Raw genomic sequence first — 12465 nt, 5'->3', positions numbered from 1 at the left:
ACTGTTCGTATCCTGACCTTCCGCGGATCGGACCCCGCAGCTGCACGCCGCGGGGCCCGCTTCCGGCTAGCCGAAGAGGAAGTCCCCGGAGTTCAGGCTGGTCAGGCTCATGCCGACCAGGGTCACGCTGTTGCCGGCGGTGTCGGTGATGACCACGTCGGCCCCTTGCTGGACCGCGTGCGCCTTGACGTCGGCGTAGTTGGCGAACGTCCCCGCCTCGAACCGGATCTGGTCCGCGTTATCGAAGTCCATGATCCGGTCCTTGCCGAAGCCGGCGCCGAAGACGAAGACGTCGGCCCCGTTGTCCCCGGTCAGGGTGTCGTTGCCCGCGCCGCCGGTCAGCGTGTCGCTGCCGTTGCCGCCAAACAGCTTGTCCGCGCTCGCGCCGCCGAACAGCCGGTCATGGCCGTTGTCACCGTAGAGCTCGTCCTTGCCGTTCGTGCCTTCGAGGGTGTCCGCGCCGTTGCCGCCCTGCTTCACCACGCCCGCCGGCTCCTGGACCACCAGGGTCCGGTCGCCGTCGGAGAAGCCCAGCACCTCGACGCCGGTCACGGTGTCCGCGCCGTCGCCGTTGGCGCGGGTGTCGGTGACCGACCACAGGCCACCGCCCAGGTCGACGACCTGGTAGTTGGCCTGGGCGCCGGAGAACACCGCCCGATCCTGACCCTCGCCGCCGGAGATCGAGTCGGCCCCGCCCCCGCCGTAGAAGGTGTCGTTGCCGGCCCCGCCCTCGAGCGTGTCGTTCCCGATCGCGCCGTCCTGCGTGTAGCTGGTGACGATCGCGCCCGAGCCGCCGAGGCCATGGGAGTCGACGTCGACGTAGCCGTCGCCGGCCAGGACGTCGTCGCCCCCGCCGCCGACCAGCCTGTCGTCGCCGATCTCACCGGCCAGGAGGTTCGCGCCGGCGTCCCCGGTGAGCGTGTCGCCGTGCACCGTACCCGAGAGGTTCTCGACGCCGACCAGCGTCATCGAGCCCTGGCCGGTGTTCTGCGCCGCGCCCTGCTGGGCCAGCGAAACGGTGACCCCGCTCGTGAACAGCGTGCCGTTGCCCAGGAAGGTGACGGTGTCGATGCCGGCGCCGCCGTCGGCCGTGGCGTTGCCCGGTCCGACGGAGAGCAGGTCGTCGCCGCCGAGGCCGATGAGCCTGTCGTCGCCGGCGATGCCCCACAGCCAGTTGCCCGCCTCGTTGCCCGTGAGGGTGTCGGCGAAGGATTGGGTGCCCGAGACGTGCTCGATGTTCGTCAGGACGTCGGTACCCCAGCCGGTGTTCTGCGCACCGGTCACAGAGAGCGAGACAGTGACGCCGGCAGCCGACGCGCCGTAGGACACGCGGTCGAGACCGGCCCCGCCGTCCATGACGTCGTTGCCGAAGCCGCCGGAGAAGTAGTCGTCGCCCTCGCCGCCGGCGAGCGTGTCGTCCTGGTCCCAGCCGATGAGGAAGTCATGGCCGGTTCCGCCGCTGACGGAGTCGTTGCCTTCCATGCCGTTCAGGGTGTCGTTGCCCTCGCCGCCCGAGAGCGTGTCCGGCCCCGCGCCGCCCACGACGAAGTCGTCGTTCGGGCCACCGTTCCCGATCATGGGAACAGGAACCGACTGGTTGGAGAACTGCAGGGTCTCCACACCCGTCAGCGTGTCCGAACCGTCCGGGCTGCCGGCCCGAAGATCCGTGACGACCACCGAGCCGTTCGACTGCACCGACACCTGGTAGTCGCTGCTGGCGCCGGTGAAGACCGCCACGTCCTGGCCCGCACCGCCCGAGAGCGAGTCGGCGCCCCCGCCGCCGTGCAGGGCGTCATTCCCCGCGCCGCCGTTCAGGGTGTCGTTCCCGGCGACACCGCCCAGCTCGCGGACGTCGGGAAGCAGGGCGATGGGCCCGCTGCCGCCGATCCCGTCCACCTCGATGAAGGCGTCACCGTGGAGGACGTCGTCGCCGCCTTCGCCGCTGAGGACGTCGTCGCCCTCGCTGCCCGCCAGGGTGTTGGCTGCTCCGTCGCCGCCGAGGACGTCGTTCTGCGAGGAGCCGGAGAGGTCCTCGATGCCCACCAGCGTCATCGAGCCTTGGCCCGTCGCCTGCGCGACCCCTTGGACAGCGAGCGAGACGTTCACACCGCCGGCGGTCACGCTGTTGAGCGATACCGCATCGCGTCCGGCGCCGCCGTCCAGGACGTGGTCGCCGGTCCCGACGGTCAGCAGGTCGTCCCCGCCGTTGCCGGCCAGGCTGTCGGCGCCGCCATTGGAGCCCCAGAGCCAGTTGGCCCCGTCGGTCCCGATCAGAGTGTCGCTGGCCGCCGTGCCGGAGACATGCTCGACCCCTTGCAGGGTGTCGACGCCGAAGCCCGTGTCCTGGGCGCCGGTGATCCGAAGGTCGACCGTGACGCCCTGGCCATCGTCGCGGAAGTAGGACGCCCGATCCCAGCCCTCCCCGCCGATCAGCCGGTCGTCTCCGGCCGCCCCGGCGAGGTAGTCGTCGCCCGTACCTCCTTCCAGGGTGTCGTTACCGCCCTGGCCGCGCAGGAAGTCGTCGCCCGCGTCACCCATGAGGAGGTCAGCGCCCTGGGCGCCGTTCAGCGCGTCGGAGCCGTCCTGGCCGCTGTAGGTGTCGTCGCCCGGCGTGCCGCCGAAGAAGTCGTCCGCCGCCCCGCCGGTCTGGTTCTGGCCGGCGGTCGCCGAGACGACGCCATCGGAGAACTGCAGGCTCTCGACGCCCGTGAGCGTGTCCGAGCCGTCGGGTCCGCCCGACCGGAGGTCGGTCACCACGACGGAGCCGTCCGACTGCACCGTCACCTGGTAGTCGCTGCGCGCGCCCGAGTAGAGCGCGACGTCCACGCCGGCGCCGCCGTCAATGACGTCCAGCCCGGCCTCGCCGGCCAGGGTGTCGCCACCCTCGCCGCCCGAGAGGCTGTCGTCGCCGGCGGCGCCCTGGAGCAGGTCGGAGCCGCCCAGGCCCTGGACCGTGTCGGCCCCGCCCGACGCATCCACCGTGTTGGCCACGTCCGACCCGGTGATGTTGTCGCCGAACTGGCTGCCGAACACGTTCTCGAAGTTGAGCATGACGTCGGAGCCGAAGCCGCCGCCGACGTTCTGGACGCCGGTGGCCCGCAGGTCGACCGTGATCCCGCCGCTGGCGGAGCCGAAGGTGACGTAGTCGTCGGCCGCCCCACCATCGAGCGTGTCGTTGCCGCCCGTGCCGTCGAGCACGTCGGCGCCGTCACGGCCCTCGAGCAGGTCGTCGCCGAGGCCGCCGCTCAGGTAGTTCGAGCCGGCGTCACCGCGCAGGGTGTCGTTGAACGTCGTGCCGGTGAGGTTCTCGATGTTGACGAGGGTGTCGACGCCGAGACCAGCCCCGACGCTCTGGCCGGTGGTGATGGCGAGATCCACCGTCACCCCGCTCGTGAGCCCGGCGATGTTGTACTGCGCGTAATCGCCGCCAACCAGACCGCGGCCGTTCCCCAGCACCGGCGCCGCGGCGCCGCCGTCCAGGTAGTCGTCGCCCGCGTCGCCGCGCAGGAAGTCCTGCCCGTCGCGCCCGTTCAGGCTGTCGTTGCCCGCATTGCCGCCCAGGAAGTTGCTGCCGGCGTCACCGCTGAGGGTGTCGGCGAAGCTCGAGCCGAACAGCTGCTCGATGTTCACCAGCTGGTCGGAGCCCTGATCGGCGCCGACCGCCTGGTAGCCGGTGACCGACAGGTCGACCGTCACGCCGTCGTTTGCGACCGAGTAGATGGCGATGTCGGAGACGCCGTCGCCCCCGTCCAGCAGGTCGTTACCCTGCTGGCCGATGATCTGGTCATTGCCCTGGCCGCCGAGCACGGTGTCGTTGCCCAGACCGCCCTGGACAACGTCGTTGTCCTGCTCGCCGGCCACGATGTCGTCGCCCGCGCCGCCGAACACGTTGTCCGCGCCCGCGCCGCCACTGATGGAGTCGTTGCCGCCACGGCCGTCGAAGAAGTTGTTGGCTCCGTCGCCGATGAGCGTGTCGCCGTGCTGGCTGCCGCCGAGGTTCTCCACGCCCACCAGGGTGTCGGAGCCCTGGTCGGCGCCAACCGCCTGCCCCGCGCCCTGCAGCAGGAGGCTGACCGTTACCCCGGAGCTGGCGTCCTGGTAGTTCGCCATGTCGCCGGTCCCGGCGCCGCCGTCGATGCGGTCGTCGCCCTGGCCACCGTCCATGACGTCGTTGTCCGCGCCGCCGGCCAGCGTGTCCGAGCCGCCCTCGCCGCGCAGGTTGTCGGCGCCGCCGGCGCCGTCCACATAGTCGTCGCCGCTTTCCGCATCGATGAAGTTGGCCACTCCGTCGCCGGTGAGCACGTCGTTGAACTGGCTGCCGTGGATGTTCTCGATGCCCACCAGGGTGTCGTTGCCCTGCGAGCCGGTGGCCTGGCCGGTCGCCAGGTTCACCTGCACGCCGCCGGGACCGGCGTCGAAGTAGCGGGCCATGTCGGCCGTGCCGGCGCCGCCGTCCAGGCGGTCGTTGCCTGCGCCGCCGTCGAGGACGTCGTTGCCGCCACGGCCCACGAGCGTGTCGCTGCCCGCATTGCCGTTGAGGCTGTTGTCGCCCTCGGTGCCGCTGATCTGGTCGTCGCCCTCGCCGCCGTTGCCGTTCCGGCGCCAGGTGGGGTCCACGCTCTGGTGGTGGTTGTTGAGGTCGATGACGTCGTTGAACGCCGTGCCGTCGACGCCGACGTTCTGGTTCGTGCCCACCCACGCGTTGAGGGTCGTCTGCACGAAGGCGCCCGGCCCGCCCGGCGAGAAGAAGCTGAAGCCCTCCACGTCCTGGACCGTGTCCGTACCCATGCCCGCGTTCGAGCCGAGGCCCTGCACCGTGAAGGAGGTCGCCCCCGTACGGCTGATCAGCGCCAGGTCCTCGACCGTGGAGCCGTCCACCCTCTGGACGAGCACCGTGTCGGATTGCGCCCCGGCCACCACCCGCAGCTGGCCGGTCATGCCGTCCGCCAGCCGGTAGTCCGCCACGTCGCGGCCGTCGCCACCCTGCAGCAGGTCGTTGCCCGCACCGCCATCCAGGTGGTCGTCGCCGCCGAGCCCGAAGAGCGTGTCATTGCCGCCCTCGCCGTTCAGGCCCTCGTTGAGACCGGAGCCCGCGACCGAGTCGTCGCCAAGGCCCGCATTCACGAAGCGGTCCCAGGTGGCGTCCTTGTCCTGATGGAAATTGGCGACCTGGATCACGTCGCCGAAGGGCGAGCCGTTCACGCCCACGTCGTGGTTCGGAACATAGACCCAGGCCTCGGGCTGCGCCGGCACGTAGCCGCCGAAGGTCCCATTGGGGGAGAAGAAGCTGAAGCCCTCGATGTCGGTGACGGTGTCCGTCCCCTGCCCGGCGAGCGTGCCGAGGCCCTGGGTGGTGAACGAGCCGTCCCCGTTGCGGGTGAGCAGGACCAGGTTCTCGACGGTATTGCCGTCGACCCGCTGCACGATGGCCGAGTCCGGCTGCGCGCCGGCGACCAGCCGCAGCTGGCCTTGCGTCCCTGACGGCATCTCGAAGGTGATGGTGTCGCGCCCGGCGCCGCCGCTGATCAGGTCATTGCCCGCGCCGCCGATGAGGTCGTCGTCGCCGCCCTGGCCGGACAGGGTGTCGTTGCCGTCCTGGCCCGAGAGCCGGTCACGGAACGCGCTGCCCGACACGGAGTCGTTCCCGCCGCCTGCATCCACGAACCGCTGCCACGAGCCATCCTTGTCCTGGTGGTAGTTGGACAGGTCGATCGTCTCGCCGAAGCCGCTGCCGAACACGCCCACGTGGCTGTTGGGCGCATATTCCCAGGCCTCCGGCGTGATCCGGAAGAACAGCTCCGCAGGCGGCGGCCAGCTGGCCGTCTCCACGAAGACGAAGATGTTCTCGGTGTTCGTAACGGTGTCGACGCCCATGCCGGCGGCCGAGCCGCGGCCCTCGACAGTGAAATCGGACGCCGAGTTGCGGGTGATCGCCAGGACGTCTTCCACGACGTTGCCGTCGACCCGCTGAACGATCAGCTTGCCGGCGTCGGCGCCCGCGCCCTGCACCACCCGCAGCGAGCCGGTCGTGCCCTGGGGCAGGGTGAACTGGGCCACGTCGCGGCCGAGTCCCCCGTCGAGGACGTCGTTGCCGGCGCCGCCGAGCAGGTTGTCATCGCCCTGGCCGCCAAGGACGGTGTCGCGGCCGGTCGAGCCCTGGATGAAGTCGTTGCCCTCGTTGCCGGCGAGGACGTCATCGCCCTCGGCGCCGTTGAGGTTGTCGTTGTCCAGCCCGCCGGAGAGGGCGTCGTCGCCGGCGCCGCCGTACAGGTTGTCGTCGCCTGCGCCGCCGGAGAGGGAGTCCGCCCCCTCGCGTCCGTCGAGGAAGTTGCGCTCGGCGCTGCCGGTGAGGGTGTCCCCGAAGTGGGACCCGTAGGCGTTCTCGATGTTGAGGAAGGTGTCGTTGCCCAGGCCGCCGCCCACCGACTGGGCGGTGGTGACGGAGAGGTCCACCGTCACGCCCGAGGTGGCGTCCCAGAAGCCCGTGCCGTCGCTTCCGCCACGGCCGTCGATCAGGTCGTCGCCGGCGTCGCCTTCGAAGCCTTCGCCCGCCTCGCTCCCCTGGAGGGTGTCGTTGTACCTCGTCCCGTGGACGTTCTCGATGTTGATCAGGGTGTCGTCGCCGCTGCCGCCGGCGACGTTGACGCCGCTCTGGGCCAGGTCGACGGACACCGCCGAGGTCTCCTCGTGGTAGCTGACGCTGTCCATGCCGGCGCCGCCGTCGAGGATGTCGTTGCCGGCCCGCAGCACGAACCAGTTGTTGCCGCCATCGCCGGTGATGGTGTCGGCAAAGTGCGAGCCCAGCACGTTCTCGAAGTTGAACAGGGTGTCGATGCCGCCCGGGCCGGTGTTCTGGGCTTGCCCCTGCAGCGCAAGGCTCACCTGGACGCCCTGCGGCGCGCTCCAGTAGTCGACGCTGTCGACCCCGCCCATGCCGTCGAGACGGTCGTCGCCGCCCTGGCCCTGGATGTTGTTGTCGCCGTTGTTGCCGGTGAGCGTGTCGTTGTGCTCCGAGCCGGCCAGCGCTTCGATGCCGATCAGGGTGTCGACGCCGTGGCCGCCGCCGACGCTCTGGCCGACGCCCTGGATCATCAGGGTGACTTTCACCCCGCTCGACGCGCCCCAGTAGTTGGCGTGGTCCTGGGTCGTGCCGTCATCGCCGCCCATCAGGAGGTCGTTGCCGGCGCCGCCATGCAGGCCGTCCCAGCCGGCGCCGCCGCTCAGGGTGTCGTCGCCGCCGCCGCCGTCGAGCTGGTTGTCGTTGCCGTCACCGGTGATCACGTCGTCGTAGGCGCCGCCGGAGACGCCCTCGATGTTGATCAGGGTGTCGGCGCCCTGGCCGCCGCCGACGTTCTGGGCCGAACCTTGCTGGTTAAGGTTGATGTTCAGCGAGCCCGTGGCGTTCCAGTAGTTCGCCCAGTCCATGCCCCCGGCGCCGTCGATGCGGTCGTCGCCGCCACGGCCTTCGAAATGGTTCTTGCCGGCGTCGCCGGTCAGGGTGTCGGCGAAGTTCGAGCCGTTCACGCCCTCGATCCGCACGAGGGTGTCCACTCCCTGCCCGCCGCCCACGTTCTGGGCGCCGTTGTTGGAGAGGTCCACGGTCACTCCGGCGGTGGCGTTCACATAGACCGCGTAGTCGTGCTCGCCATCCCCGCCGTCGAGGGTGTCGTTGCCGGCGCGGCCCTCCAGGTGGTCGTCGCCGTCATGGCCGCTGATGCTGTCGCGGCCGACCGTGCCGACGAGGTTGTCGTGCCCGGCCGTGCCGTTGATGCCGTTAAGGGGGTCCAGCGTCGAGCGCTGGAAGATGCCGTAGCCGTTGCCGTCCTGGTTCCAGGAGTGCCACGACGCCAGCACGCCGCCGCCGGGCAGGGCCGCGACCTGGACGCCGCCCTGATCGATCGCGGTGGTGGTGTTGAGCAGGGTCTCGCCGCCCACCGGGGCGCCGGCCGAGTTGTACTCCTGGGCGTAGACGTCCCAGCCGTCCCCGCCGGCCTGCTGCGACTGCCAGGCGACGAGGAAGCCGCCGTTGGAAAGCGCAGTGATCGACGGGTTGATCTGCAGGCCGTCAGCCGTGCTGACCTGGGTCTCGCCCCCGACCATCGCGCCGGCCGCGTTGAAGCGCTGGGCATAGATCCCGTCGTCGGCGCCGTTCTCGTAGGAGCGCCACACCACCACGAAGCCGCCGTCGTTCAGGACCGCGACCGAGACGTCCTTCTGGTTGCCCTGGGTGGTCGTGTTGACGAGGTTCTCGCCGCCGACCTTGTTCCCTGCGGCGTCGAACATCTGAAGGCGGACGTTGTAGCCCGGCTCGTCCTGGAAGTGCGTCGTCCACGCCACCACGAAGCCCCCGCCGGGCAGCGCGGCGAGGTCGGCTTCGTACTGCCCCCACGTGGTGTTCGTGTTGACCATGAACTCTGCGCCGACCTTGGCGCCCGAGCCGTCGAAGATCTGCGCGTAGGTGTTCCAGTCCCCGCCCGGATCGTCGAGGGACATCCAGGTGACCACGAAGTTGCCGTTCGACAGGACCGCGACGGTGGGGTCGAGCTGGGCGTTGGGGGTGAAGGTGTTGACCTGGATCTCGCCGCCCACCCGCGCGCCGGACGCGGTGTAACGCTGGGCGTAGACGCCGTAGTCGGAGCCGTCCTGGCCCTGCGAGGCCCAGGTGATGACGAAGCTCCCGTCGCTGAACGCGGCCACGCTGGGCATGGTCTGGTTGAGCCCAGTGGTCGAGTTGACGAGGAACTCACCGCCGACCTTGGCCCCCGTCGCGTCGTAGCGCTGGGCGTAGATTCCCTCGCCGGAACCGTCCTGGGCTTCCGAGATCCAGACGAGCACATGGCCGCCGTCCGGCAGCACGGCGATCCTCACGCCGTACTGGCTGGCCGCGGTGTGCGTGTTAACCTGGAATTCAGCGCCCAGAGTGTCGACGACAGGCATGTTCTTGTCCCCCAAAGGTAATTCGGGGGCGATCATGCAGACCGCCGGCGGCGGCGCGTCCCCCATATGGGGTAATCCTGTCAGGCGAGCTTGCGGCGGTGTGACCCAGGTCACAGCGGGTCGTCAGCGCCCGGATTTAAACCTCAGCGTGCGGAAGACCGGTTGGTTTCAACCGCCAGCATTTGGGCAGCGCTTCCGGGATACCGTAGGTATCGCCGACTGGGTGCGCGTAGCGTTTGTGGGGCTGAGTGATCAGGAACGAGGAGCACCTCCGTCGGCTTGCGGAGCGGTTCACGAGTGCGGCCATGGGTGGCTCCTGGGAGCACGCCCTCTCCGGTCTCGCGGAGGCCACAGGCGCGCCCCGGGCGCAGCTGATCGGCGTCGGCTCCGACGCCGCGGTGCCGTTCAACTGGATCACGGACCTCGATCCCGAGGCGCTCCTGGAGTGGCTGGACATCGACGGCCCCGACCCGCGCGCCAACGCCCGTGTGCGCACCGGCCTGCTGGCGCGCGAGATGGCCGACACCATCGATCCCGAGTTCGCGACGGACGAGGACCTGCGTTCGGCCGTCTACAAGCTCTATCGCAAGTACGGCATCAACCAGAGCTGCCAGACCACCCTTGTGCGCCAGCCGGGATTCGTCGTGGGCATGGCCGTGCTGCAGGGCGAGAAGGAGGGGCCGGTCCAGGCGCCGGCCCGCCGGGCCTTCAGGACCCTTGCCGGACACGCGCGGGCGGCCATCGCTCTGCAGGTGGCGATGGAGGAGCAGGCGCCGGAGCTGATCGCCGGCGGCTTCGAGTCGGTCAACGTCGCGGCCTTCATCTGCGACCGCAACGGCTTCGTCCGCGCGCTGACGCCGTCGGCGGAGAAGATCGTCAGCCAGCAGCGGCACCTGTCGCTGGCGCGCGGGCGGCTGAAGGCCGCTACCGCCAAGGACGAGACGCGGCTTGCCCGCGCCATCGCCGAAGCGGGCGCCCCCTGGCCCGCTATCCCCGTGAGCCAGGAGCTGCTCATCCACGCACCGGGCGTTTCGCGGCCGCTGCAGCTGCAGGTGGCGCCCCTGCCCAAACGGGACCACGCCTTCCGCTTCCACGCCGCGACCCTCGTTGTCGCCCGGGCTGCGCGGGCGCCGGACGAGCGCGGCGCCATGCTCCAGTCCCAGTACGGCCTCACGCCTGCCGAGACCGAGATCGCCCTGGCCCTCGCGCGCGGGCAGAGCCTCGGCGAGATCTCCATCCGCCGAGGCGTCGCGGTCGGCACCCTGCGTTCGCAGCTGAAATCCGTGTTCGGGAAGCTGGGCGTGAGCCGCCAGGCGCAGCTGGCGGCGCGGGTCAACGAACTCTGACGAACATCAGGTGGCACGGATGCGCCTGCGCCCCTTGCACGACCAGGGGCGGCTTCCGGCGGCCATCCGCGAGCGGACTGCAGCGTCTTCGCACAGGCCTGACGCCGGCCCGCCTCTAGACGCGGAGGTTAACGCCGGCGGGCGGGGCGGAAGCCTGGACGACACGGGCCTGGTCGGCGGTTCGGCTGCCCGACATCACCCGCGCCTGGCCGAAGGCGGCCTGCAGGGTGAGCGGCAGGGCGCCTGCGCGCCAGACGGTGTCGCCGAGGTATCGAACTTCAACCCGGTACACGCCGCACCTCCGTCCCCTCCGTTTACGCCTCGTTAGGTTATCGAAGAGTTAACCGTAGCGATCCCCGCCAAGCCTCGCACGGCCCGTCGCCGTCGGGCTCCATCGCAGGACGGCCCCCCTCAGGGACGAGGCCGGCGCGGCCGGGTTGGCGCGGGCAGCGCCTCCCCCGCGAAGGGCCTAGCCGCGAAACCTAACGGCCTCGCTCCCGGTTGATCGGCCCCGGGCAGGAGTGGCCTGCCCAAGGATGGGAGAGAACATTGCGCAAGACCCTGAGCGCCGCGATCGCGGCCGCCATCGTCGCGGCTGCGGCTGCGCCGGCCCTGGCCCAAGATACCGCCACCACCACGACCACCGCGCCGGTGACGACCGAGGTTGAACATGAGGACGAGGGCTTCGACCTCGGCTGGCTGGGCCTCCTCGGCCTCGCGGGGCTCCTCGGCCTGCGTCGCCGCGATCACCGCCCCGATGTCACGCGCAACACCACGGCGCGCTGATCAAGGCGTGTATCCAGGGCTCCGGCCTGCCGGCTGGAGCCTTAGGCTCGGGCCGCCGGAGGGTCGGCTCAGGTGTCCAGCCGGTTCAGCCAGGCCGTGACAAAGGCGTGCGTGCGCCGGGCGAGCCCGGGGGGTCCGGAGAAGTAGAATTCGCTCCGGAACAGTCCCTTGCGCTCGCGCCAGGCGAGGTCCCCGGTCTCTTCCGCCTGCAGCACCTCGCGCAGCTTCGCACGGCGCGACGCCGGCACGTAGGAAACATAGGTGGCGTCGGACATGGCAGGCTCCCGTTGCGGACCAGCACGCACTGAGTCCATCCGGCGGTCCATCACCCAGGAGTTGAAGACGCCCGGCCTCAGCCCGCGGGCCGATTGCCTCGGTCTCGCAGCCACGACGGCGTCTGGGCAGGATCCAGCCACAGCACCGCCACGGTCCAGCGGCGCGCCTGGCACTTCGGGCAGGGCTGGCGCGCGAGGTCTGCCAGGGTGGCGACCGGGGTGTCGGACCCGCCACGGCCCTCCAGCTTCAGACGCTCGATGACCTGTTCCGGCCGCACCACGGTGGACTTGCGGCAGCCGCCGCAGGCGACGCGGACGCCCACATGGTCCCGCCCCGCCAACATGCCCAGGGTCAGCTCGGCCCCATACTGCTCGCTGAAGTCCAGGCCGCAACCGTCGAGGCGGTGGCAACGATAGAGCGGCTTCAGCTCGCCGATGGAAAGCGCCCCGAGGCCCCGTTCCGCCAGCCGCTCGAGATCCAGATGGCAGCGGCGGCGGCAGTCCCGCAGCTGGCAGAGGCCCTTCACCTCGCGGCCGCGCGCCACATAGCCGGCGACGCTCCTGTCCTCCACCAGCTCGCCGTCATGCGAGACCCGCCACCCGGCGGGAGGCTTGCGATCGGGGCCGAAGACGAAGGACATGGGCGCGAGAACGTATGCAGAACGTCAAGCCTTGGCGAGTCGCTTCGGCCCTGCGATGATCGCCGGATGATCGACCGCTACCTCGTCCGCCCCGACCGCGAGGGCTTCACCGTCAGCGACATCTGGACCGGAGAGCCGGCGGTGATCGCCATGGTCCCTCAGACCGGCCTTTCGCGGGAGGACGCCGAGCACACCGCCGACCTCCTCAACCGCCGCGCCCACGCCGGCGACACCCGCCTGCTGCAGTAGCTAGCGGGGCCGTCCGCGGGCGCGGACGAAGGCGCGGTCGGAGGCCATGAACCTCGCCAGCATAGGCGCCACCAGCTTCGCCGGCTCCGCCTCCGCGCCGGTCTGGCGCTTCAGCGCCTCGGCGGCCAGGCGCAGACCTGCGGCCCCAGGGCGGAGCGCAGCATGCGCAGCGAGCGGGCGGCCACTTCCTCGTGGAATGCGATAACGGACACAGGCGTCTCCGGAGCGAAG

Annotated in this window: 8 protein-coding genes; 3 read left to right on the top strand and 5 right to left on the bottom strand. The window is 70.6% G+C overall.

What is annotated here, in order from left to right; all coding sequences use genetic code 11:
- Positions 1-66: 66 nt before the first annotated feature.
- Positions 67-8937: a hypothetical protein gene (locus VIL76_RS00485; protein WP_332043014.1), complete on the bottom strand. Its 8871-nt coding sequence runs from the start codon at positions 8935-8937 to the stop codon at positions 67-69.
- Between the two features lie 248 nt (positions 8938-9185).
- Here VIL76_RS00485 and VIL76_RS00480 point away from each other — a divergent pair, with 248 nt between their 5' ends.
- Positions 9186-10283, top strand: coding sequence for a helix-turn-helix transcriptional regulator (locus VIL76_RS00480; protein ID WP_332043013.1), 1098 nt, complete (start codon positions 9186-9188; stop codon positions 10281-10283).
- 115 nt (positions 10284-10398) lie between these two features.
- Here the strand turns inward: VIL76_RS00480 and VIL76_RS00475 are convergent, their stop codons facing one another.
- The gene (locus VIL76_RS00475; protein WP_332043012.1) at positions 10399-10575 is read right to left on the bottom strand and encodes a hypothetical protein; all 177 of its coding nucleotides are present in this window, start codon (positions 10573-10575) and stop codon (positions 10399-10401) included.
- Positions 10576-10832: 257 nt separating this feature from the next.
- On the opposite strand from VIL76_RS00475, the gene VIL76_RS00470 reads away from it, so the two are divergent.
- Positions 10833-11069: a WGxxGxxG family protein gene (locus VIL76_RS00470; RefSeq protein ID WP_332043011.1), complete on the top strand. Its 237-nt coding sequence runs from the start codon at positions 10833-10835 to the stop codon at positions 11067-11069.
- A gap of 68 nt (positions 11070-11137) precedes the next feature.
- Here VIL76_RS00470 and VIL76_RS00465 read toward each other — a convergent pair whose 3' ends face one another.
- Both VIL76_RS00465 and VIL76_RS00460 read right to left on the bottom strand, forming a co-directional pair.
- Positions 11138-11344 (bottom strand): hypothetical protein, encoded by a 207-nt coding sequence (locus VIL76_RS00465; protein ID WP_332043010.1) that lies wholly within the window; start codon positions 11342-11344, stop codon positions 11138-11140.
- 77 nt (positions 11345-11421) lie between these two features.
- Entirely contained in the window at positions 11422-11985 is a 564-nt protein-coding gene (locus tag VIL76_RS00460) for a hypothetical protein (RefSeq protein ID WP_332043009.1), read from the bottom strand.
- A gap of 66 nt (positions 11986-12051) precedes the next feature.
- Here VIL76_RS00460 and VIL76_RS00455 point away from each other — a divergent pair, with 66 nt between their 5' ends.
- Complete coding sequence (locus tag VIL76_RS00455; RefSeq protein WP_332043008.1) at positions 12052-12234, top strand: hypothetical protein; 183 nt, start codon at positions 12052-12054, stop codon at positions 12232-12234.
- Here the strand turns inward: VIL76_RS00455 and VIL76_RS00450 are convergent, their stop codons facing one another.
- The gene (locus tag VIL76_RS00450) at positions 12235-12309 is read right to left on the bottom strand and encodes a DUF2274 domain-containing protein (protein WP_332043320.1); all 75 of its coding nucleotides are present in this window, start codon (positions 12307-12309) and stop codon (positions 12235-12237) included.
- Positions 12310-12465: the final 156 nt, after the last annotated feature.

Origin of the sequence: Phenylobacterium sp., from assembly GCF_036563285.1 — a bacterium.
GTDB lineage: Bacteria > Pseudomonadota > Alphaproteobacteria > Caulobacterales > Caulobacteraceae > Phenylobacterium.
The sequence above is the reverse complement of the archived record's forward strand: the minus strand, read 5'-3'. Positions and strand labels throughout refer to the sequence as shown.

Bases quoted from the DNA above. Each gene is read 5' to 3' on its own strand.
- VIL76_RS00485 (WP_332043014.1), bottom strand. From the start codon at position 8,937: ATGCCTGTCGTCGACACTCTGGGCGCTGAATTCCAGGTTAACACGCAC.
- VIL76_RS00465 (WP_332043010.1), bottom strand. From the start codon at position 11,344: ATGTCCGACGCCACCTATGTTTCCTACGTGCCGGCGTCGCGCCGTGCG.
- VIL76_RS00460 (WP_332043009.1), bottom strand. From the start codon at position 11,985: ATGTCCTTCGTCTTCGGCCCCGATCGCAAGCCTCCCGCCGGGTGGCGG.
- VIL76_RS00455 (WP_332043008.1), top strand. From the start codon at position 12,052: ATGATCGACCGCTACCTCGTCCGCCCCGACCGCGAGGGCTTCACCGTC.